This window comes from Mycobacterium sp. 2YAF39, assembly GCF_052114565.1.
Taxonomy (GTDB): domain Bacteria; phylum Actinomycetota; class Actinomycetes; order Mycobacteriales; family Mycobacteriaceae; genus Mycobacterium.
Genome location: NZ_JBFREZ010000006.1, coordinates 232,401 through 252,223 on the forward strand (window position 1 = coordinate 232,401; position 19,823 = coordinate 252,223).

Below are 19,823 nucleotides of genomic sequence, written 5' to 3' on the forward strand. Positions count from 1 at the left end.
GTTGGGCCCTACCCTAACGGGCACCGTCGTCGTCAGTTCCGACAAGCGCCATTGCGTCGTCCAGTTCCCGGATGTCGTCGGTGTTCCACGGCTGCGCCCAGCCGGCGACATCGAGCATCGCCGAAATCACCTGCCCGGTGAACCCCCACACCAACATCTCGTTGAGCAGGAACGCGGGTCCGGCGAAGCGGCGGGTGTTCTCCTTGCGGTAAACCATGATTCGGTTCTCGGGATTGACGAAAGCGCGCACGGGGACGCGGGCGACGACCGCTGTTTCGGCCTCGTCGACCACCTCGACGGGCCCTGGATCGGGTGAGTACGCGAGCACCGGCACCACGTGGAAACCCGATGGCGGGATGAACAGCCGTTCGAGGGTGGCCAGCGGCTGCAACCGTCCGGCGTCGATCCCGGTCTCCTCGGTGGCCTCCCGCAGGGCGGTGTGTACCGGGCCGGTATCGCCGGGATCGGCCGCTCCCCCCGGGAACGCGGCCTGCCCTGCGTGGTGGCGCAGGGTGGACGCGCGCACCGTCACCAGCAGGTCGGCCTCACCGGGGCCGCTTCCGGGTTTGGGGTCCGGCGGGCCGGAGAACAACACCAGCACCGCGGCATCGCGTCCTTTTCCGGTGACGGTCGCCTTGGTGTTCGCCGCGGTCACCATCGCCAGCACCTCGGGCGGGACCCGCCTCCGATAGGCGCGCTTGATGTCCTTGGCGTTGTCTACCAGCGGCTTGAGCCACGGTGGGGCGCCATCAGGAGCGAGCTCACTGCCGTCGCTGACCCAACTCACCCGGGCTCCTCGTCGTCTACGGGCCGATCCGCTGCTTTACCGCGGCCGCAATCTCGTCGGCGTCGGTGAACGCCGCAGGCAGGATTGCGGCCACGCTACCGTCCGGACGCAGCAGAACGGTCGCTGGCATGACGTTGGGAACCTTCAGCGCCGCCGCGATCCGACGCCGGCCGTCCTGCAGTGTCGGCAGGTGTACGCCCAGCTCGGTCAGCCGCAGCAGGGCCGCCGTTTCGTTCTCGTCCTGATGCACCGTCAGCACCGTCACGGCGGTACCGGCCCGCCGTTGGTATTCGGCCATCGCCGGGAGTTCGCGGGCGCACGGCGCGCACCAGTAGGCCCACAGGTTCAGCACCACCGTCCGGCCTGCGACGGCCTTCGCGACATCGACGCTGGACCCGTCACCGACGCATTCCAGAACGATGCCGCGCAATGCGCCGGGGCCGTCCCCCGCGCCGGGAGCCGGGCATGGCGCCAGGTCGGCGCGGGCACGAGGTCCCGCCAGGGCCTCGGCGGTGTCCGCGTCACGTCGCTCGCGTGGTGCGCCGTTGCCGATCGAGCCGGGCTGGGAGGCATCTCCGCCCAGCTGAGTCCACAGGGCCGCAATGAGGGCGACCACCACGACCACCACCGCAATGGTCCAACGGGTCGAGGTACGCATCGGTGTGGCGGGGAGGGTGGCCTAGAGGCCGGCCAGCGCCAGCAGGTGTTCGGTTTCGGGCCCTTTGACCAATGGCGCCGCGAGCAGGGGGTCGGTCGGGCCGGTGCCGAACGACGGGCAGTCCTTGGCGAGCACGCAGACACCGCAGGCGGGCTTGCGCGCGTGGCAGACGCGGCGGCCGTGAAAGATCACCCGATGGCTCAGGTCGGTCCATTCACTGCGCTCGATGAGTTCACCGATCGCGTGCTCGACCTTCACCGGGTCCTCTTCTGTGGTCCAGTGCCAGCGCCGGACGAGCCTGCCGAAGTGGGTGTCGACGGTGATACCGGGAATTCCGAACGCGTTTCCCAGGATGACGTTGGCGGTCTTGCGACCGACGCCGGGCAGCGTGACGAGCTCTTCGAGTGTCGCTGGCACCTGTCCGTCGAACCGTGCCACGAGCTCGGCCCCCAACCGCATCAGGGAGTTGGCCTTGTTTCGGTAAAACCCGGTGCGCCGGACCAGTTCCTCTAGCTCGGTGCGGTCGGCCTGCGCGTAGTCCAGTGCCGTGCGGTACTTCTTGAACAGCGCGGGGGTGGCGAGGTTGACCCCTTTGTCGGTGCTCTGGGCGGACAGAATGGTGGCGACGGTCAACTCAAGTGGATTCGTGAAGTCCAGCTCGCAATACACATGTGGAAATGCCTGTGCCAGCTCGCGATTCATTCGCCGTGCCCGACGTACGAGACCGAGCCGGGTCTCACCGTCTCTCTTGCGGGCACGCTTGGGCACGGTCACAAAAACAGCGTACGCAGCGGCCCCGACAGAGACGGTGCGGACCGGTGACAATTCGTAATCCCGCTGAGACCTTGGCCGTGTTTACTTCTGCCTTGTGTCTTGGTTGCTCGTGGCGCTCATTCCGGGGTTGCTGATGATGGCAACCTTCGCGCTCGAGCGTCTCGAGACGGGCCTGTCCCGCGACACGGTGTCGGCGAGCGACGTGGCGACGTTTCTCGAACAAGCCGAGGCCGACGACGTCAACACACTTGCGCGAGACGGCATGAGCCGCGCCCTGGCCCGCCAGAATCGACGCCTGCACGGGCACGGGTCAATTCCCGACGGCCCAACCACGCCCACAGATACCGCGGGTTTGCCGGCGCGCGTATACGTGCAGAGCGCGATGAATCCTGAATTTCAGCGGACCCGGCAACCGAATCGTGTGTAGCGTGGGCAGGTCACGCTGAAGGCTAAATGCCAACAACGTCGGCCAGACCTACCTCTAGACTGATCTCGCTAACCAATAGAGGTCGGCCTGCGAATGTCATATCAGCCAACAGCTTAAGAGGGGCAACGTGGACGAGATCCTGGCGAGGGCCGGAATCTTCCAGGGAGTCGAACCCAGCGCCGTTTCAGCGCTGACCAAACAATTGCAGCCCGTCGACTTCCCACGTGGGCACACCGTATTCGCAGAAGGCGAACCCGGCGATCGGCTCTACATCATCGTTTCCGGCAAGGTGAAGATCGGCCGCCGCTCACCGGACGGCCGCGAGAACCTGCTCACGATCATGGGCCCGTCGGACATGTTCGGCGAGCTGTCGATCTTCGACCCGGGCCCACGGACGTCGAGCGCGACCACGATCACCGATGTGCGCGCCGTGTCGATGGACCGCGACGCACTGCGGGCGTGGATCGCCGACCGCCCCGAGATCGCTGAGCAGTTGCTGCGGGTTCTGGCCCGCCGGCTTCGGCGCACCAACAACAACCTGGCCGACCTGATCTTCACCGATGTGCCCGGCCGTGTGGCCAAGCAGCTGCTGCAGCTGGCTCAACGCTTCGGTACTCAGGAGGGCGGCGCACTGCGCGTCACGCACGACCTGACGCAGGAGGAGATCGCCCAGCTCGTCGGCGCATCGCGCGAGACCGTCAACAAGGCGCTCGCCGACTTCGCGCACCGCGGCTGGATCCGCCTGGAGGGCAAGAGCGTTCTCATCTCCGACAGCGAGCGGTTGGCTCGGCGCGCCCGCTAGGAACGTAAGTAGTCGACCTGGGCCTGGACGCTCCATTCCGCTGCGTCCCAGAGTTTTTCATCGACGTCTGTGTACACGTGCTCGACGATCTGTCGCGCAGTCGCATCGTCGCCCAGTTCGCGCAGCGCCGCCCGCACCTGATCGAGTCGCTCCTCCCGATGCGCCAGGTACATGTCGCTGACCGCTTCCAGGTCGCCGAGATCCGGGCCGTGACCCGGGAGGACCGTCCGATGTCCGACACCGCGCAACCTTTGCAGCGATTCCAGGTACTGCCGCAGGCTGCCGTCCTCCTTGTCGATGACGGTCGTACCGCGGCCGAGCACCGTGTCTGCGGTCAGCACCGCATCGTCGAGCAGGAACGACACCGAGTCGGCGGTATGCCCTGGCGTGGCCATCACCGTGATGCGCAGACCGGCCGCGTCGATGACCTCGCCGTCGGACAACGGCCCGCCGAGGCCCCGCAGGAAGCCGCTGCCGACCGACCGGACCACCGCGCCGGTGCGCTCGACGAGCTTGTCGATGGCGCCGGTGTGGTCCTCGTGCTTGTGGCTGATCAGCACCAGCGGGATCTTCCCCAGCCCAGCGATCAGTTCGATGTGTTCGTCCTCGTCCGGACCGGGGTCGACGATCACGATCTCGTCGCTGCCGGGCCCCTGAAGCACCCAGGTGTTCGTGCCCTCGAGCGTCAGCAGTCCGGGGTTGTCGCACAGCAGCACCGACGCGGTCTCCGTCACACGACGGAGTTTCTTGTACGCGGGGTGCTCCAGCGTCACGCGAACCTCACGCGACCTCGACGATCACTTCGACCTCGACCGGCGCATCCAACGGCAGTTCGGAGACTCCGACCGCCGAGCGGGCATGCGCCCCGGCGTCGCCGAACACGTCACCGAACAGCTGCGACGCACCGTTGATCACGCCGGGTTGTCCGTTGAAGCCGGGCGCGGACGCGACGAAGCCCACCACCTTGACGACCCGGGTGACCGAATCAATGCCGACCAGCGAGTGGACCGCAGCGAGGGCATTGAGCGCGCACACCCGCGCCAGCGCCTTGCCGTCCTCGGGCGTGACCTCGGCACCCACCTTGCCGGTTCGGATCAGACTTCCCGCCTCCATGGGCAGCTGGCCTGCGGTGTAGACCAGATTGCCTGAGCGAACCGCAGGCACGTAGGCCGCCAGCGGCGGGACGACGTCGGGCAGCTCTATGCCCAGCTCGGCGAGCTTGGCCGAGACACTCACTTAGGCCGCTTCAGATAGGCGACGTGCTGCTCGCCGGTCGGCCCCACGAGCACCGACACCAGCTCCCAGCCGTCTTCTCCCCACTGGTCAAGGATCTGTTTGGTCGCATGCGTAAGCAGCGGAACGGTGGCGTACTCCCAGCGGGTCGGTTCGCTCATGTGGCTGAGCTTATCGGGCAGCGAACGGCACTTGGTTAGCATGCACGGGTGGGCACCACCTCTGACGACCGCAGCGCGGTCGGTTGGCCGTCCCGCCTGACCAAGGCGCGGCTGCACTTCGTCACCGGCAAGGGCGGAACCGGAAAGTCGACCATCGCCGCGGCACTAGCGCTGGCCCTCGCGGCCGGTGGCCGCAGGGTGCTGTTGGTGGAAGTCGAAGGGCGGCAAGGCATTGCGCAGCTGTTCGACGTGCCGCCGCTGCCCTACGAGGAGGTCAAGATCGCCACCGCAGACGGTGGCGGGACCGTCAACGCGCTGGCAATCGACACCGAGGCGGCGTTCCTCGAGTACCTCGACATGTTCTACAACCTCGGTATCGCCGGCCGTGCCATGCGGCGGATCGGGGCGGTCGAGTTCGCGACGACGATCGCCCCCGGCCTGCGTGACGTGCTCCTGACCGGCAAGATCCGCGAAATCGTGACCCGCGCCGAGAAGGGTAAGCACCCGGTCTACGACGCGATCGTCGTGGACTCGCCGCCGACCGGCCGCATCGCCCGGTTCCTCGACGTCACCAAAGCGGTCTCGCAACTGGCGAAGGGCGGCCCGGTGCATTCGCAGGCCGAAAGCGTCGTGAAGGTGCTGCACTCCGATCTCACCGCAATCCACCTGGTGACCCTGCTCGAGGCGCTGCCGATCCAGGAGACGCTGGAAGCCATCGACGAACTTCAGGAGTTGGGCCTGCCGATCGGCAGTGTCATCGTCAACCGCAACATCCCCTCGTACCTTCCTCCCGACGACCTGACCAAGGCCGCAGAGGGCGTGATCGACGCCGACGCCGTGCGCGCCGGGTTGAGCGATGCGGGAATCACGTTGTCCGATACCGATTTCGCCGGATTGCTGACCGAGACGATTCAGCACGCCACCCGGATCAAGGCTCGCTCTGAGAGCGCCGAGCAGCTCGATGAGCTCGACGTCGCACGTCTGCAGTTGCCGCAGATCTCCGACGGCGTGGATCTGGGCAGCCTCTACGAACTCGCCGAAGCGCTCGCCCATCAGGGCGTCCGATGAGCTTGCGAATCGGACCAACCAGGAGAAGTAGATGAGTACCACACCACCCGCGCTGGACATGGCCTCGATCCTGTCCGACACTTCCAACCGCGTCATAGTGTGTTGCGGCGCAGGCGGTGTCGGTAAGACCACCACTGCCGCGGCGATGGCGTTACGCGCCGCCGAATACGGCCGCACCGTCGTGGTGCTGACCATCGACCCCGCCAAGCGGCTGGCCCAGGCGCTCGGCATCAAGGATCTGGGCAATACGCCGCAGCGGGTGCCGCTGGCCCCTGAGGTCAGCGGTGAGCTGTACGCGATGATGCTCGACATGCGCCGCACCTTCGACGAGATGGTGGTCCAGTATTCGGGACCTGATCGCGCACAAGAGATTTTGGACAACCAGTTCTATCAAACCGTCGCGACGTCGTTGGCAGGCACTCAGGAATACATGGCGATGGAGAAGCTCGGCCAACTGCTCGCCGAGGACCGGTGGGACCTCGTCGTCGTCGACACTCCCCCGTCCCGCAATGCACTTGACTTCCTCGATGCTCCAAAACGGTTGGGCGGCTTCATGGACAGCCGGCTCTGGAAGCTGCTACTTGGACCCGGTCGCGGCATCGGCAAGCTGGTGACGGGCGCGATGGGTCTGGCGATGCGGGCACTGTCGACGGTGCTGGGCTCTCAGATGCTCGGCGACGCAGCGGCTTTCGTGCAGTCGCTCGACGCCACGTTCGGTGGGTTCCGGGAGAAGGCCGACCGCACCTACGAACTGCTGAAGCGGCGCGGCACCCAGTTCGTCGTGGTGTCCGCAGCCGAACCCGATGCGCTGCGTGAGGCATCGTTCTTCATCGACCGGCTCTCACAGGAGCACATGCCGCTGTCCGGGCTGATCCTCAACCGCACCCATCCGATGCTTTCGTCGCTGAATGCCGACAAGGCAGACGAGGCCTCGGCAGCCCTGGCGGCCGCGGATCCTGACTCAGTGCCCGCGGCGGTGCTGCAGATTCACTCCGACCGCGCCGGTAGGTCCAAGCGGGAGATCCGGCTGCTGTCTCGCTTCACCGGCGCCAATCCACATGTGGCGATCGTGGGTGTGCCGTCATTGCCGTTCGACGTATCCGATCTGGATGCGTTGAAGGCGATCGCCGATCAGATCACCGGCGAAACCGCGGCTTAAACAGCGCTGCGGTGCTTGCGCTGGGCGGCGAAGAAATCTGCCCAGGAGACGACCTCGGGGTGCTGCTTGAGCAGGGCACGACGCTGACGCTCGGTCATGCCTCCCCACACGCCGAACTCCACCCGGTTGTCGAGGGCGTCGGCGCCGCATTCCAGGATCACCGGGCAGTGCCGGCAGATCACTGCGGCTTTGCGCTGTGCGGCCCCGCGTACAAACAGTTCATCGGGGTCAGCCTGGCGGCAGCGTGCTTGTGAAACCCATGCGATGCGTGCCTCAGCCTCGGCGCCTTGGACGACACTGGGGGCAGTAGCGGTCATGCTTGTCCTTCGCGCAGCGGGCCTAATACCGGACACAGCGTTCCCCTTCGTTCCGGCCGCCCCCCGACGACGGCGTACTCACCCTGGTGTAGCTCGCGCTATTGCGATCTACGTCACTGTGCACCGGTCTAGTGTGACCTGCATCGCACTGTCAGGACAACTTAAGTGGTCAGGGCGCTTCTGCGCAATACGTACGTGCCCACTTTTTTGGGACGACCGTGCCGTCAGTGGGGAAAATTGACGCGGCCGCAGGTCGACGGCCTTGTGGTACCCAGCAATCGACCGTTCGAATCCGCCAATTTTGCCAGCTGAAACCTCTCGTTACTCTGTACGCATGCCGGACTCCCCGCCGTCCCCGCCGCCACCGGCGGTCGCGGTGATCAAGCTCGCGTGGTGCTGTGTGCTGGCCAGCGTTGTCCTCGCGGCATTGATGTTTCCCGTGGTCGGCGGATTCGGCCTGATCTCTAACCGGGCATCCGACGTGGTGGCCAACGGTTCTGCCCAGTTGGTCGAGGGTGAAGTGCCGCAGGTCTCGACGATGGTCGACGCCAAGGGCAACGTCATCGCGTGGCTGTACACCCAGCGCCGATTCGAGGTGCCCAGCGATCAGATCGCCAACACCATGAAGCTGGCGATCGTGTCCATCGAGGACAAGCGGTTCGCCGAGCACAACGGCGTGGACTGGCAGGGCACGCTCACCGGCCTTTCGGGTTATCTGTCCGGAAACCTCGACACCCGCGGCGGGTCCACGCTCGAGCAGCAGTACGTCAAGAACTACCAATTGCTGGTGATCGCCCAGACCGACGCGGAGAAGCGCGCGGCCATCGAGACCACGCCGGCCCGCAAACTCCGCGAAATCCGGATGGCCCTGACGCTGGACAAAACGTTCACCAAGCCGGAGATCCTGACGCGCTACCTGAATCTCGTCTCGTTCGGCAACGGCGCATTCGGCGTGCAGGACGCCGCGCAGACGTATTTCGGTGTCAATGCCTCCGAGTTGAACTGGGAGCAGGCGGCACTGCTGGCGGGCATGGTGCAGTCCACCAGCACACTGAATCCGTACACCAACCCCGAGGGCGCGCTGGCCCGTCGAAACGTGGTGCTGGACACCATGATCGAGAATATTCCCGAAGAAGCGGCAGCGTTGCGGGCAGCCAAGGAAACGCCGCTGGGCGTCCTGCCGCAGCCCAAGGAGTTGCCGCGTGGCTGCATCGCCGCCGGTGACCGCGCGTTCTTCTGTGACTACGTGCTCGAATACCTGGCGCGCGCCGGGATCAGCAAGGACCAGGTCGCCAGGGGCGGCTACATGATCAAGACGACCCTCGATCCCGATGTGCAGGCTCCGGTGAAGTCGGCGGTCAACGAGATCGCCAGCCCCGACCTCGACGGCGTCGCCAGCGTGATGAGCGTGATCAAACCGGGCAAGGAGTCCCATCCGGTGCTGGCGATGGCCAGTAACCGCAACTACGGCCTGAATCTCGAGGCCGGGGAGACCATGCAGCCTCAACCCTTCTCACTCGTCGGCGACGGGGCGGGTTCGGTGTTCAAGATCTTCACCACGGCCGCCGCGATGGACATGGGGATGGGCATCAACGCGCAGCTGGACGCGCCGGCGCGGTTCCAGGCCAAGGGGCTGGGCAGCGGTGGCGCCAGGGGCTGCCCACCCGCGACATGGTGTGTGCAGAACGCGGGCAACTATCGCGGCTCCATGAGCGTTACCGACGCGCTGGCCACGTCGCCGAACACCGCCTTCGCGAAGCTGATTTCGCAGGTAGGGGTGCAACGCACGGTCGACATGGCGGTCAAGCTCGGCCTGCGGTCCTACGCGCTGCCGGGAACCGCCCGCGACTACGACCCGGACAGCAATGAGAGCCTCGCCGACTTCGTCAAACGGCAGAACCTCGGCTCGTTCACGCTGGGCCCGATCGAGGTCAACGCGCTGGAGTTGTCGAATGTCGCGGCGACGCTGGCTTCGGGCGGCATGTGGTGCCCGCCGAACCCGATCGCGGAGGTGATCGACCGCGACGGCAAGCCGGTTTCGGTCACCACCGAGACATGTGAACAGGTGGTCCCCGAGGGCCTGGCCAACACGCTCGCCAACGCGATGAGCAAGGACGACACCGGCGGCGGCACCGCGGCGGGGTCGGCCGGATCGGTTGGCTGGGACCTGCCGATGTCGGGCAAGACCGGCACCACCGAGGCCAGCCGCTCCTCCAGCTTCGTCGGTTTCACCAACCATTACGCCGCCGCCAACTACATCTACGACGACTCGACCGCACCGGGCGCGCTGTGCTCGTTTCCGCTGCGGCAGTGCGGCGGTGACGGCAACCTGTTCGGCGGCAACGAGCCGGCCCGGACGTGGTTCACCGCGATGAAACCGATCGCCACCCTCTTCGGCGATGTCTCGCTGCCGCCGACCGATCCGCGCTACGTCGACGGTGCGCCCGGTTCGAAGGTGCCCAGCGTTTCGGGTCTCAACGAGAGCACCGCACGTCAGCGGCTGCGCGACGCCGGCTTCCAGGTCGCCAACGAGTCGACGCCGGTGAACAGCACCGCCCCGTACGGCGCGGTGGTGGGCACATCGCCGGCCGGGCAGACGGTGCCCGGGTCGATCATCACGATCCAGATCTCCAACGGCGTCCCGCCGCCACCCCCTCCACCACCGCCGGGCGCTCCCCCGGGCGTTCCTGCGCCGGTCGGGTCGACAGTGGTCCTGATTCCGGGGCTGCCGCCCATCACAGTGCCGGTCCTCGGGCCGCCGCCGCCGCCCCCGCCACCACCGCCGCCAGGGTTTCCGCCTCCACCACCGCCGCCGTGATCGCGCTGTGGTTTGGCCCACGCTGACCCGCGTGAAATCGGTCGCAACGGCTGGCTGGCAGTAAGCTCTCCAGCATGCCCGCCTCTTCGATCCTGAAGAAATCCGCAGTCGTCACGGCCGGTTCGCTGGTCGCCGGGGTCGGCTACGCATCGCTGATCGAGCGGAATGCGTTTGCCGTGCGCGAAGTGACGATGCCGGTCCTCTCACCGGGATCGTCCCCGTTGAAGGTGCTGCACATCAGCGACCTCCACATGCGCCCCCAGCAGCGCCGCAAGCAGGACTGGCTGCGCGAGCTGGCCCGACTGCAGCCGGACTTCGTCGTCAACACCGGGGACAATCTCTCGCACCCCAAAGCTGTCCCCGCGGTCGTTCAGGCACTCGGCGACCTGCTCTCGGTGCCCGGGGTGTTCGTGTTCGGCAGCAACGACTACTTCGGTCCACGGCCCAAGAACCCGCTGAACTACGTGACGAATCCGCAACGCCGCCTCCACGGGGAGCCATTGCCCTGGCAGGACCTCCGCGCGGCGTTCACCGAACGCGGCTGGCTGGACATGACCCACACCCGGCGCGAGTTCGAGGTCGGCGGTCTGCTGATCGCCGCCGCCGGCGTCGACGACCCGCACCTCAAGCGCGACCGCTACGAGACGATCGCCGGTCCGGCGAACCCTGCGGTGAACCTGAGGCTGGGGCTGACCCATTCACCCGAGCCGCGCGTGCTCGACCGCTTCGCCGCCGACGGCTATCAGCTGATCATGGCCGGCCACACCCACGGCGGCCAGCTGTGCCTGCCGTTCTACGGAGCCGTGGTCACCAACTGCGGCCTGGACCGGTCGCGGGCCAAGGGCGCCTCGCGCTGGGGCGCGCACACGCAGCTGCACGTTTCCGCGGGCATCGGGACATCACCGTATGCACCCGTGCGGCTCTGCTGCCGCCCCGAGGCCACCTTGCTGACGCTGGTCGCCGCCCCGATCGGCGGCAGTTACGAAGGCATCCGGGAGGGTCAGTCCCATCCGAGCGTTTCGGTGCGGTGAGCGAGCAGGCATCATCTGCAACCCGTAGCCAGCCACGTGCGTGGGTGGACAACGCGGTCCGTCTGATCGAGGCCGACGCGCGCCGTAGTGCCGACACGCATCTGCTGCGGTATCCGCTGCCTGCCGCCTGGTGCGACACCGTCAACGTCGAGCTCTATCTCAAGGACGAGACGACCCACATCACCGGCAGCCTCAAGCACCGGCTGGCGCGGTCGCTGTTCCTGTACGCGCTGTGCAACGGATGGATCGACGAGAACACCACGGTCATCGAGGCGTCATCGGGTTCGACGGCGGTGTCGGAAGCGTATTTCGCGGCCCTGCTGGGTGTTCAGTTCATCGCGGTGATGCCCAGCTCGACGAGCGCGAGCAAGATCGCGCTGATCGAATCACAAGGCGGCCGTTGCCATTTCGTCGCAGAGTCGTCGCAGGTGTATTCCGAGGCCGAGCGGCTGGCTGCGGAGACGGGTGGCCACTACCTCGACCAGTTCACCAATGCCGAACGCGCCACCGACTGGCGCGGAAACAACAACATCGCCGAATCGATATTCGAGCAGATGCGCGCGGAGACTCACCCGGTGCCGGAATGGATCGTGGTCGGAGCGGGCACCGGCGGCACCAGTGCGACACTCGGCCGGTTCATCCGCTACCGCCGCCACGCGACCCGGCTGTGCGTCGTCGATCCCGAGAACTCCGCGTTCTTCCCCTCCTACGCACAGGGGCGCGGCGACGTCGTGACGGGATTGTCGTCGCGAATCGAGGGCATCGGCCGACCGCGTGTCGAGCCGTCGTTCCTGCCGGGGGTGGTGGATCGAATGGTGGTCGTGCCGGACTCGGCGTCCGTCGCGGCCGCGTGGCACATGAGTTCGGTGCTGGGACGGCGGGTCGGGCCGTCGACCGGGACAAATCTGTGGGGGGCGTTCGGGGTGCTTGCGGAAATGGTCGCCGAAGGACGCAGCGGCTCAGTGGTCACTCTGCTCGCCGACAGCGGCGACCGCTATGCGGACACCTACTTCTGCGAAGAGTGGCTGACCAGCCACGGGCTGGAGCCCGCGGCGTGGACCGAGGTCCTGGTCGAATTCGAACGCTCCGGGCGCTGGCCCTGATCGTCGGACCGGCCGGTAAGCGGCCCGTCGGAGGTCAGGAAGAGCCACAGCGCAGCGAGTGCAAAGAATCCCAGATATATGGAAGCTCCGAGACCGGTCATTTCTCGCCTCACTTAATCGGTTTCTACCGTCAGTGTGCATAACGCCACCGACAAGCCAGATGCATCCCTCGGCGTGTCGTGATGTGCGCCTCAAGCGCGGGTCGTCGCCGTTTGGTGCCCAGTCCTGCCGGTGCGATAGGCTGTCGTGGCTTCACTCGGGGTGTGGCGCAGCTTGGTAGCGTGCTTCGTTCGGGACGAAGAGGTCGTGGGTTCAAATCCCGCCACCCCGACTCAAGTCAACAGGTGAGAGGCCCTTTCCAGTTCTTCTGGTCGGGGCCTTTTTCCGTGTCAGTATGTGCTGAAGCTTTCGGGCACAGGCGCAGGAGGGCCGGGCGACATGCGCAACGGGCACGCTGTGGTCTGCGGAGCCAGTTTCGCCGGCCTACTCGCCGCAAGGGTGCTCGCGGATTTCTATGAATCCGTCACGGTGGTCGAACGTGATGAGTTACCCGACGGTGTCTTTCAGCGACGCGGGGTGTCGCAAGGCCACCACCTCCACATGATGCTGAGCGCGGGTACGCGGTTCCTCATCGAGTTGTTCCCGGATGTTCTGGACGAGCTCGAGACCGCCGGGGCGGTGGTTCTCGAGAGACCGGATGACCCTGCTGATTTCCATATGAGCGTCAACGGCGGCGTCTTCTGCCGAACCGGGCGATTCACCCGGTCCGATGACATGGTGTTGCTCTTCGCGAGTCGACCTTTGCTCGAGGCGACGATCCGGCAGCGGGTCCGGTCGATCCCCAACGTCACGTTCATGGACGGACACGACGTCTTGGAACCGGTCATCGACACCGCCGGCCACGTCACGGGGGCACGGGCGGTCGAGCGCACCACGGGCCAGGAACGGGTGCTGACAAGCGATTTGGTCGTCGACGCCACCGGCCGCTCCGCCCGCACACCGGCGTTCCTGGAAGCCCACGGTTACCGGCGGCCGGCCGAACGCCGCTACTCGGTGCAGCTGAGCTACTCGAGCCAATTCTTCCGGGTGCTGCCCGGAACCCTTCCCGAGAAGGTCGTCCTCGACTTTCCGACGCTGGACCGCCCAGTCGGTGCCGGCCTCATGGCCAACGAGAACAGCACGGTGATCGTCACGATGATCGGACTGGCCGGCCATAGAACAGCCACCGACCTGCCTGAGCTTCTCGATTCGGCGGAGAAGTTCCTGCCCCCGCACGTCGCGGCAGCACTGCGCGCCGGAGAGGCGATCGGCGAGGTGTCCGTGCAGCGGTACCCCGCCAGTACCTGGCGCCGCTATCACAAACTCAAGAGGTTTCCGCAGGGCTACCTCGTGATGGGCGACGCCATCTGCAGCTTCAATCCTGTCTTCGGTCAGGGGATGACGTCGGCGGCATTCCAGGCGAGAGCGTTGCAGAAGTGCCTGGCCACCGGTGGCGATCGCCTGAGTCACCGTTTCTTTCGCGCCTCGGCCAGGAAGTTGTCACCGATTTGGTGGGGCAACAGATTCTTCGACTTCACGGTCATCCCCTCCGACGACTGGCGGTTGCACCTGCAGAAACTGGTCGGCCTCGGCATGGACAGGGTCTACGGCGCAGCGACGACCGACGTGGTGGTCGCCGAAACGATCTACCGGACGATCCAGCTCCTTGACCGGATCATCACCGCCCTGCTGCGTCCTTCCGTGTTGCGCCGCGTTATCGGCAGTCGCCCCAAGGCAACCACTGGTGGTTTGACCGGCGTGGGCCCGGGAATCTAGACACGGTGACTTTGCCATCGACTCTGGTCGAACCTGCCCTGCCTCGTCCTGCCGGACCCGTATCGGCGACGATCCTGGACATCCTTGCCAATCGGCGCCCCGCTCTGCAGATGCGATCGATCGACGTTCCCATCTACGAAGCGGACCCGTACGGACTCGATCTACAACTCGCGCTCTGCGTCTGTTACGAGCTGCACTACCGCGGATTTCGCTCGGTCAATCCACGCTGGGAATGGAATCCGGGGTTGCTGCTCTTGCGTGGGCGTCTGGAGGAAGTCTTCCTGGACGCGGTTCGGCGCGACGTCGGTGACATCACGCCCGATGACCGCGCGGCCGCGGAGATGGATGCACTGTCCAGAGAGCCGGCCGACGGCTCCGGCCCCTCCTACTACCTGCGTGACCACGGCACCTGGGAGCAGATGCAGGAGTACTTCGTGCACCGCTCGGTGTATCACCTCAAGGAGGGCGACCCCCACGCGTGGGCGATCCCGCGCCTCAGCGGACCCGCGAAGGCGGCCTTCGTCGCGATCGAGTTCGACGAGTACGGCGCGGGCCGCAGTGATCGCGTTCACCAGCACCTGTATGCCGAGTTGATGGACGCCGCGGGGCTCGATGCGTCTTATCTGGCCTACCTCGACGATGTCCCGGCAGGCGCGCTGGCGTCGATCAACCTGATGTCGCTGTTCGGGCTGCACCGGGAACTACGTGGTGCGGCGATCGGTCACTTCGCGTCCACCGAGATCACGTCTCCACCCGGTTCCCGACGGCTGGTCGACGCGCTCGAGCGGATGGGCGCACCGCAAGCGTGTGTGACGTTCTACGCCGAACACGTCGTGGCCGACGCGGTTCACGAACAGGTGGTGCGCACCGACGTGGTGGGCGATCTCATCGCGCGTGAACCCCATTTGGAGGCCGACGTGGTGTTCGGGATCAGGGCCCGGGACCACATCGAAGACCGCCTCGCCGACCATCTGATGGAGTGCTGGGAAGCGGGTCGCTCGTCGCTACGACGACGGCCGCGCTGACGACTTGGTGCGCGGGCGGCACCGGTGGCTGGTGTCGCACATCGGATAGTCCTTGCTGCGGCGGCACGTGCAGATCGCGACCATGAATCGGTCGGATTCCACGACGGTTCCGTCGGGCATCTCGATGCGCACCGGGCCCTGCACCATCAACGGCCCTGACGGCACGATGCGCACCGTGCGGATATCGGTCTGGGGTTCGGTCACGGCATTTCCGCCCTGATCACGACGAGCTCTTCCTCTCGCCTGCCGGATTCCAGCCTGCCGGTGTCCTCCAGCCATCCCGCCCGCGATTCCAGTACCGGGCCGAACGGAATCCACTGGTATGCAACCACTTCCGCGTCCAGCCCGGCTTCGGCCAGCGCGGCAAGGGTCTTCCGCGGCACCGCGAACTCGGATTGCACGAGCAGGAAGGTACCGCCGGGAGCCAGGAGGTCCGGCACCGCCGCGCACAGCGGGTCCAGGATGAGTCGGCCGTCCTCGCCGGCGTCCCAGGCGCGCGCAGGCCCGACGTCGGCTGCGACCGGCGTAAAGGCGATGTCGGGATTGTTCGGGACGTACGGCGGATTGCAGACAACCAGGTCGTAAGGGCCGAACTCCGTCGCGCGCGCCCATGAGCCCAGGTGGATGTCGATGTCGACGCCGGCGCCGAGGGCGTTCATCCGCGCGCACCGGACGGCTCGCGGACATACGTCGAAGGCCGTGACCTGCGCGGCTTTCTGCTCGCCTGCGGCAATCGCCACCACTCCGCTACCGGTACACAAGTCCGCTACCCGACGTCCGGGCGCCAACCCGGTCTTCTCCATCACATCGATGAGGAATCGGGAGTCTTCCTGTGGGGCGTAGACGCCCGCCGACGCGATCAATCCATCCGGCGCATCGGTGTAAGCGGTTGTCACACATTGCCCTTTCAATAGGTGTTCGCTGCGACGCTGCAGCAGTGCCGTGAATTAATGCCCGGTATCTGGGCCGCTAAACCGCCCCGAGCAGGTTTGCGGAGCAATCATTTGGGCACACCACACGCGTGCAGTTCTCTGACGTCACAGCGTTGCCCATCAGGGTCGGCGCCGCGGTTCGCGGCCGTCGCCTCTTCCATCCGGTCGGCGTGCTCGCCGAGGGGGTCCTGGAGCGGACGGCGCTGGACAGCGACGGGTTGCCGATGAGGTCGTGCGACGTCATCGCGCGGGTGTCGAAAGGGGTCGGTGTTCCCGGCGGGCGGCCCGATGTCGCGGGGTTGGCGTTTCGCATCCCACCACCGCAGGATCTGCGGTCATGCGGTCCATGGGACGTGCTCCTGGCATCGACGTTCGGACATAGCCGCTTCGTTCTCGCGCCGGTCACCTCGTGGTCCGGCGCCACGTTCTCCAGCCTCATGCCGCTGCGCTACCGCGACCGCGTGTGGTGGTTGCGTGCCCGACTCGTCTCCGACATCGACAATCACGATTTGGCGCTGGACACGATCGAATCCGAAATCAACTCCCACGGAATCGAATTCGACATCGAGCAGGCTGCAGGCAGAGGCGAGTTCAAGCCGCTGGCCCGGCTGACCCTTCGCCACGTCGACCCGAGCCAGGACGACATCGCCTTCGATCCCACACTGCACCGTGACTGCGACGTTCAGCCGTTGCCCCGCTGGCTCGCCGACTTCCGGCGTGCCGCGTATCGACGCAGCCGCGAGGGACGCAACGCGCAGTAATCGTCAGGCGGTCGGCTCTCCCCTGGTATCAGCGACGTCCGGCGCCTGCTCGCGCGTCGCCATTCCTCCCTCACCGCCCTCGTCGGTCGGGCCGGGACGCCCGCCCTGCTTCGACTCGTCGTCGCGCTCGTCGTCGTAGATTCCCTTGCCCTTCGGCATATTTCGCCTTTCAGTTTGATTCGCTTCTCAGCTTCTCCAACAGTGATCCGGCCGCTTCCTTGAGGAACCGATCCTGACCGTCATCCCCGATCTGCACGAGGGCGATATCGGTGAATCCCGCTTCCCAGTACTCGCGCACCGCATCCACGATGGCATCGAGATCCGGGCCGCACGGAATGGATTCGGCGACATCCTCGGGCCGGACGAACTGGGTGGCACCGTCGAAGCCTGCTGTCGTGGGCAGGTCGGCGTTCACCGACCACCCGCCGCCGAACCAACGAAATTGGTCGTGCGCGCGACGGATCGCCGCATCGCGGTCCGGATCCCAGCAGATCGGGATCTGGCCGATGACCCGCACCTCGCCGGGCAACCCGGTCGCGCGCCTGGCGTCATGCCATGCGTCGACGAAATCCTTGTTCGGTTCGACCGCGATCAGGTGATCGGACAGCGGCGCGAACATCTCCACCGAACGCTCCCCGGAGACCGCGGTGGCGATGCCGACCGGCGTCTCCGGAATGTCCCACAGCCGGGCCGAGTCGACTTCGAAGTACTCGCCCTTCCAGTCGACCAGCTCGCCGGTGAACAACTCGCGGATGATCTGGATGGCCTCGCGCAACATCTCCTGTCGCCGGGCCACCGTCGGCCAGCTCTTGCCGACGACGTGTTCGTTGAGGTTCTCGCCACTGCCCAGCCCGAGAGTGAACCGGCCGTCGGCGAGGATCTGAGTGGTGGCGGCCTTCTGTGCGACGACGGCAGGGTGGTAGCGCATCGTCGGGCAGGTGACGTACGTGAGCAGCTCGACCTGCTCCGTCGCGTGCGCGACCGCACCGAGCACCGACCACGCATAAGGCGCGTGCCCTTGTGATGACAGCCAGGGAAAGTAGTGATCGGACGAAACTTCGAAGTCGAAACCGACACGTTCGGCCGAAACGGCATAACGGACAAGGTCTTTAGGTCCGCTCTGTTCGGTCATGAGGGTGTAGCCGAAACGCGTCATGGCTCCCGGGTACCCGGGTGCCGGAGGCCGAAACGGCTACAACCTGGCCCTGACCGCCGCAGAGAGCCGGGAGCCATCTGCCTTACCTGCGGCGATCGCAGTGGCGGCCTTCATCACCTGGCCCATCTGTTTCATGCCGGGGCGCTCCCCGATCTCCTCGGCCACCTGGGCGATGGCGGTGTCGACGACGTCGGCCACTTCGCCCTCGCTGAGCGGAGTCGGCAGGTATTCGTCGATGACGCGCGCCTCGGCGTGCTCGTTGGCCGCGAGCTCACCACGGCCGTTCTGCGTGTAGATGTCCGCCGACTCCGCGCGCTTCTTGGCTTCTTTGGACAGCACCTTGATCACGTCGGCATCGGACAGCTCACGCGGCCCCTTGCCCGACACTTCCTCGGTCTGGATCGCGGCGAGCAGCATCCGCAGCGTCGCGGTCCGCAGCTTGTCCTGCGATTTCATCGCCGCGGTGAGGTCAGCGCGCAGCCGCTCCTTGAGTTCTGGCTTTTCGGGCATGCCGCAAACCTACGCTGCGCCGGTTGCTTGGAGATGTTTGTCAATTCGCAGAGTGATCGACAGGATGGTGGCCATGAGCACCGACGCCGGCCAACCCGGTATGGCCGGGCAGCTGACGCCGGGCTATCCACCGCCGGGTTACGGTGCCCCACCGGGATACGGCCCTTCACCGGGCTATGCGCCGCCACCGGGATACGGCACCCCGCCCGGCTACGCACCGCCTCCGGGTTATCCGCCACCCGGTTACCCGCCGCCGGGTTACGGACCTCCGCCGCCGGGATACGGATACGGTGCCGCATTGATGCCGCCCGTGCTGAAGCCAGGCGTCATCCCGCTGCGTCCCCTGACGCTGACCGACATCTTCAACGGCGCCGTCGCCTACATCCGCGCCAACCCGAAAGCGACGCTGGGCTTCACCACCATCGTCGTCATCGCCACCCAGCTCGTGGCGCTCGCGCTCTCGGTGGGACCGCTCGCCGCCACGGGCCAACTGGCAGGGTCGTTCTCCGGTGAGGAAGTGCCGACCGGCATCCTGCTCGGCTCGTCGTTGTCGAGCCTCGCCGGAGGCGCGGCGACCTGGTTCACCGCGATCCTGCTGAGCGGGATGCTGACGGTCGTCGTCGGCCGTGCCGTCTTCGGCGCCGGTATCTCCATCGGTGAGGCGTGGCAACGACTCAAAGGACGATTCTGGGCGCTGATCGGCCTGGCGCTTCTGGAAGCCTTGGGCGCGGCGGTGCTGGTCGTTGTCGTCGTCGGCCTGATCTTCGTGGTCGGGACCGCGGCCAACGCCGTGGCCGCGGTGGTCGTCGGCATCCCGCTGGGCATGGTGCTGGTGGCCGCACTGGTCTACCTGTGGGTGATATTGGGCTTCGCGCCCCCGCTGATCGTGCTCGAACGCCTCAGCGTCTTCGCCGCGATCGAGCGGTCGTACCGGTTGGTGAAGAACGATTTCTGGCGGGTGTTCGGTATCCGGCTTCTCGCCACGATCGCGGTGCAGTTCATCGCGGGTGCGGTCACGATCCCGTTCAGCTTCGGCGGCCAGCTGCTGCTGATGACGGGGTCCTCCACCGCGACGACGCTGCTGGCATTCGTTCTGTTGTCCGTGGGCGGCGTCATCGCCCAGATCATCACCGCCCCGTTCGTTGCAGGCGTCATCGTGCTGCTCTACACCGACAGGCGGATTCGCGCCGAGGCGTTCGACCTCGTACTGCAGACCGGCGCCGCATACGGTGCGGCGTCACCATCCGATTCCACTGACCATCTGTGGCTGACCCGCCAAGCCTGAC

General features: G+C 66.3%; 23 protein-coding genes and 1 tRNA gene. 12 read left to right on the forward strand and 12 right to left on the reverse strand.

Annotated features, from left to right (window positions below; all coding sequences use genetic code 11):
* Positions 1 to 13 precede the first annotated feature (13 nt).
* The 3 genes from AB4Z42_RS18835 to nth are packed head-to-tail and all read right to left on the reverse strand — an operon-like array spanning position 14 to position 2,147.
* Positions 14 to 787 (reverse strand): NUDIX hydrolase, encoded by a 774-nt coding sequence (locus AB4Z42_RS18835; RefSeq protein ID WP_442010726.1) that lies wholly within the window; start codon positions 785 to 787, stop codon positions 14 to 16.
* Between the two features lie 16 nt (positions 788 to 803).
* Positions 804 to 1,445: a TlpA family protein disulfide reductase gene (locus tag AB4Z42_RS18840; RefSeq protein ID WP_442010727.1), complete on the reverse strand. Its 642-nt coding sequence runs from the start codon at positions 1,443 to 1,445 to the stop codon at positions 804 to 806.
* 21 nt (positions 1,446 to 1,466) lie between these two features.
* Entirely contained in the window at positions 1,467 to 2,147 is a 681-nt protein-coding gene (gene nth, locus AB4Z42_RS18845) for an endonuclease III (protein WP_442010906.1), read from the reverse strand.
* 208 nt (positions 2,148 to 2,355) lie between these two features.
* Here nth and AB4Z42_RS18850 point away from each other — a divergent pair, with 208 nt between their 5' ends.
* Together AB4Z42_RS18850 and crp are read left to right on the forward strand one after the other, a co-directional pair.
* On the forward strand, positions 2,356 to 2,646 hold the full coding sequence (locus AB4Z42_RS18850) for a hypothetical protein (protein WP_442010728.1): 291 nt from the start codon (positions 2,356 to 2,358) through the stop codon (positions 2,644 to 2,646).
* 127 nt (positions 2,647 to 2,773) lie between these two features.
* Entirely contained in the window at positions 2,774 to 3,448 is a 675-nt protein-coding gene (crp, locus tag AB4Z42_RS18855) for a cAMP-activated global transcriptional regulator CRP (protein ID WP_014210546.1), read from the forward strand.
* On the opposite strand, the gene AB4Z42_RS18860 is transcribed toward crp, so the two are convergent.
* The 3 genes from AB4Z42_RS18860 to AB4Z42_RS18870 are packed head-to-tail and all read right to left on the reverse strand — an operon-like array spanning position 3,445 to position 4,842.
* Complete coding sequence (locus AB4Z42_RS18860) at positions 3,445 to 4,221, reverse strand: MBL fold metallo-hydrolase (protein WP_442010729.1); 777 nt, start codon at positions 4,219 to 4,221, stop codon at positions 3,445 to 3,447. The genes crp and AB4Z42_RS18860 overlap by 4 nt on opposite strands.
* 7 nt (positions 4,222 to 4,228) lie before the next feature.
* Positions 4,229 to 4,684: a RidA family protein gene (locus AB4Z42_RS18865; protein WP_442010730.1), complete on the reverse strand. Its 456-nt coding sequence runs from the start codon at positions 4,682 to 4,684 to the stop codon at positions 4,229 to 4,231.
* Entirely contained in the window at positions 4,681 to 4,842 is a 162-nt protein-coding gene (locus tag AB4Z42_RS18870; protein ID WP_442010731.1) for a hypothetical protein, read from the reverse strand. The genes AB4Z42_RS18865 and AB4Z42_RS18870 overlap by 4 nt, the downstream gene beginning before the upstream one ends.
* A gap of 48 nt (positions 4,843 to 4,890) precedes the next feature.
* On the opposite strand from AB4Z42_RS18870, the gene AB4Z42_RS18875 reads away from it, so the two are divergent.
* Positions 4,891 to 5,910 carry an ArsA family ATPase gene (locus AB4Z42_RS18875; RefSeq protein WP_442010732.1) on the forward strand — a complete coding sequence of 340 codons (1,020 nt, stop codon included), beginning with the start codon at positions 4,891 to 4,893 and terminating at the stop codon, positions 5,908 to 5,910.
* A gap of 31 nt (positions 5,911 to 5,941) precedes the next feature.
* Positions 5,942 to 7,069 carry an ArsA family ATPase gene (locus AB4Z42_RS18880; protein WP_442010733.1) on the forward strand — a complete coding sequence of 376 codons (1,128 nt, stop codon included), beginning with the start codon at positions 5,942 to 5,944 and terminating at the stop codon, positions 7,067 to 7,069.
* On the opposite strand, the gene AB4Z42_RS18885 is transcribed toward AB4Z42_RS18880, so the two are convergent.
* Positions 7,066 to 7,422 carry a WhiB family transcriptional regulator gene (locus tag AB4Z42_RS18885; RefSeq protein WP_442010734.1) on the reverse strand — a complete coding sequence of 119 codons (357 nt, stop codon included), beginning with the start codon at positions 7,420 to 7,422 and terminating at the stop codon, positions 7,066 to 7,068. The two genes, AB4Z42_RS18880 and AB4Z42_RS18885, sit on opposite strands and share 4 nt — an antisense overlap.
* Positions 7,423 to 7,720: 298 nt before the next feature.
* On the opposite strand from AB4Z42_RS18885, the gene ponA2 reads away from it, so the two are divergent.
* The 6 genes from ponA2 to AB4Z42_RS18915 all read left to right on the forward strand — a co-directional run bounded on the left by ponA2 (position 7,721) and on the right by AB4Z42_RS18915 (position 15,178).
* Positions 7,721 to 10,204 carry a transglycosylase/D,D-transpeptidase PonA2 gene (gene ponA2, locus AB4Z42_RS18890; RefSeq protein ID WP_442010735.1) on the forward strand — a complete coding sequence of 828 codons (2,484 nt, stop codon included), beginning with the start codon at positions 7,721 to 7,723 and terminating at the stop codon, positions 10,202 to 10,204.
* Between the two features lie 74 nt (positions 10,205 to 10,278).
* On the forward strand, positions 10,279 to 11,235 hold the full coding sequence (locus AB4Z42_RS18895; RefSeq protein ID WP_442010736.1) for a metallophosphoesterase: 957 nt from the start codon (positions 10,279 to 10,281) through the stop codon (positions 11,233 to 11,235).
* Positions 11,232 to 12,338 (forward strand): PLP-dependent cysteine synthase family protein, encoded by a 1,107-nt coding sequence (locus AB4Z42_RS18900; protein WP_442010737.1) that lies wholly within the window; start codon positions 11,232 to 11,234, stop codon positions 12,336 to 12,338. The genes AB4Z42_RS18895 and AB4Z42_RS18900 overlap by 4 nt, the downstream gene beginning before the upstream one ends.
* Before the next feature lie 257 nt (positions 12,339 to 12,595).
* Positions 12,596 to 12,669: transfer RNA gene (locus AB4Z42_RS18905), tRNA-Pro, on the forward strand.
* 107 nt (positions 12,670 to 12,776) lie between these two features.
* Complete coding sequence (locus AB4Z42_RS18910) at positions 12,777 to 14,153, forward strand: FAD-dependent oxidoreductase (RefSeq protein WP_442010738.1); 1,377 nt, start codon at positions 12,777 to 12,779, stop codon at positions 14,151 to 14,153.
* Between the two features lie 5 nt (positions 14,154 to 14,158).
* Positions 14,159 to 15,178 carry an iron-containing redox enzyme family protein gene (locus AB4Z42_RS18915; protein ID WP_442010739.1) on the forward strand — a complete coding sequence of 340 codons (1,020 nt, stop codon included), beginning with the start codon at positions 14,159 to 14,161 and terminating at the stop codon, positions 15,176 to 15,178.
* Here AB4Z42_RS18915 and AB4Z42_RS18920 read toward each other — a convergent pair.
* Both AB4Z42_RS18920 and AB4Z42_RS18925 read right to left on the reverse strand, forming a co-directional pair.
* Complete coding sequence (locus tag AB4Z42_RS18920; RefSeq protein ID WP_442010907.1) at positions 15,158 to 15,325, reverse strand: CDGSH iron-sulfur domain-containing protein; 168 nt, start codon at positions 15,323 to 15,325, stop codon at positions 15,158 to 15,160. The two genes, AB4Z42_RS18915 and AB4Z42_RS18920, sit on opposite strands and share 21 nt — an antisense overlap.
* A gap of 53 nt (positions 15,326 to 15,378) precedes the next feature.
* Positions 15,379 to 16,074 carry a HemK2/MTQ2 family protein methyltransferase gene (locus tag AB4Z42_RS18925; protein WP_442010740.1) on the reverse strand — a complete coding sequence of 232 codons (696 nt, stop codon included), beginning with the start codon at positions 16,072 to 16,074 and terminating at the stop codon, positions 15,379 to 15,381.
* A 125-nt stretch (positions 16,075 to 16,199) separates the two neighbouring features.
* Here AB4Z42_RS18925 and AB4Z42_RS18930 point away from each other — a divergent pair, with 125 nt between their 5' ends.
* Positions 16,200 to 16,871: a phosphodiesterase gene (locus tag AB4Z42_RS18930; protein ID WP_442010741.1), complete on the forward strand. Its 672-nt coding sequence runs from the start codon at positions 16,200 to 16,202 to the stop codon at positions 16,869 to 16,871.
* A gap of 3 nt (positions 16,872 to 16,874) precedes the next feature.
* Here the strand turns inward: AB4Z42_RS18930 and AB4Z42_RS18935 are convergent, their stop codons facing one another.
* From AB4Z42_RS18935 to AB4Z42_RS18945, 3 genes are read right to left on the reverse strand one after another with little or no spacing between them, the layout of a single operon-like run.
* Positions 16,875 to 17,030 (reverse strand): hypothetical protein, encoded by a 156-nt coding sequence (locus AB4Z42_RS18935; RefSeq protein ID WP_442010742.1) that lies wholly within the window; start codon positions 17,028 to 17,030, stop codon positions 16,875 to 16,877.
* A 10-nt stretch (positions 17,031 to 17,040) separates the two neighbouring features.
* Complete coding sequence (locus AB4Z42_RS18940; protein ID WP_442010743.1) at positions 17,041 to 18,027, reverse strand: LLM class F420-dependent oxidoreductase; 987 nt, start codon at positions 18,025 to 18,027, stop codon at positions 17,041 to 17,043.
* A 36-nt stretch (positions 18,028 to 18,063) separates the two neighbouring features.
* The gene (locus AB4Z42_RS18945) at positions 18,064 to 18,537 is read right to left on the reverse strand and encodes a GatB/YqeY domain-containing protein (protein WP_442010744.1); all 474 of its coding nucleotides are present in this window, start codon (positions 18,535 to 18,537) and stop codon (positions 18,064 to 18,066) included.
* 73 nt (positions 18,538 to 18,610) lie between these two features.
* On the opposite strand from AB4Z42_RS18945, the gene AB4Z42_RS18950 reads away from it, so the two are divergent.
* Positions 18,611 to 19,822, forward strand: coding sequence for a glycerophosphoryl diester phosphodiesterase membrane domain-containing protein (locus tag AB4Z42_RS18950; RefSeq protein WP_442010745.1), 1,212 nt, complete (start codon positions 18,611 to 18,613; stop codon positions 19,820 to 19,822).
* Position 19,823: the final 1 nt, after the last annotated feature.